This window comes from Arthrobacter sp. 2YAF22_2 (assembly GCF_052114645.1).
Classification (GTDB): Bacteria; Actinomycetota; Actinomycetes; order Actinomycetales; family Micrococcaceae; genus Arthrobacter.
The window spans coordinates 1-1,158 of sequence record NZ_JBFRFD010000758.1 but is presented as its reverse complement, the minus strand read 5'-3'; the positions used below and the strand labels follow the sequence as shown (position 1 = coordinate 1,158).

Annotated in this window: 1 protein-coding gene; it reads right to left on the bottom strand. The window is 65.1% G+C overall.

Going from position 1 to position 1,158, the window contains the following annotated elements:
- Positions 1-1,037: PhoH family protein (locus AB4Y86_RS19335; protein WP_441403736.1), on the bottom strand; the 1,037-nt coding region annotated here is incomplete at its 3' end.
- Positions 1,038-1,158: the final 121 nt, after the last annotated feature.

Below are 1,158 nucleotides of genomic sequence, written 5' to 3'. Positions count from 1 at the left end.
CTCTGTGTCTCGTCCCAGATGCTGTAGGCGTTCACGATGTCGCCCACCAGCCGGTGGCGGACGACGTCGGAAGCGTCCAGGACTGTGAAGTTGACGTCCTCGATGCCCTGCAGGATGTCTTCGACGATGCGCAGCCCGGAGCGGGTGCCGAAGGGCAGGTCCACCTGGGTGACATCGCCGGTGACCACCATCTTGGAGCCGAAGCCCAGCCGGGTGAGGAACATCTTCATCTGCTCGGGTGTGGTGTTCTGGGCCTCGTCCAGGATGATGAACGCGTCGTTGAGCGTGCGGCCGCGCATGTACGCCAGCGGCGCCACCTCGATCGTGCCGGCGGCCATCAGCCGCGGGATCGATTCCGGGTCCATCATGTCGTGCAGCGCGTCGTACAGCGGACGCAGGTACGGGTCGATCTTGTCGCTGAGCGTGCCGGGCAGGAAACCCAGCCGCTCCCCGGCCTCGACGGCCGGCCGGGTCAGGATGATCCGGCTGACTTCCTTCTGCTGCAGGGCCTGCACGGCCTTGGCCATGGCGAGGTAGGTCTTGCCGGTGCCGGCCGGGCCGATGCCGAAAATCACCGTGTTCGCGTCAATCGCGTCCACATAGTTCTTCTGGTTCAAGGTCTTGGGCCGGATGGTCTTCCCGCGACTGGACAGGATGTTGTGGGTCAGCACTTCAACCGGGTTCTGCAGGGACTGGCTGCGCAGCAGTGACACGAGCTGCTGCAGTACCGAGGGGGTGATGACGGTGCCGCGCGCCACCAGGCCCCGGACCTCGTTGAGTAGCCGCATGATCCGCGGGACCTCGGCGGCCGGGCCGCTGATGGAGAGCTCATTGCCGCGGACATGGAAGTCGACGGCGGGGAATTGGCTTTCGATGAAGCGCAGGGCTTCATCGTGGCTGCCCAGGGACTGCACCATCTGGTCGGAGTTGTCGAACAGGACCACCTCAGTCCGCAAACCCGGGAGGGAGTGGGGAAAGTCCCCTGCGGTGCGTCCGCCCGGGCTGATCCGGGCCTTGCCGTTGGCTGCTTCAGTCATGGTGGTGGCCCGTGGGCCTCTGGTCCCCTCCAGTTGGGAAATGGTCCTCTTATCTTACGCCAGCACAGCCTCGCACCTCGGCGGCTGGGTGCCGCCCGGGAGTTAGGTATCAACTTCATAT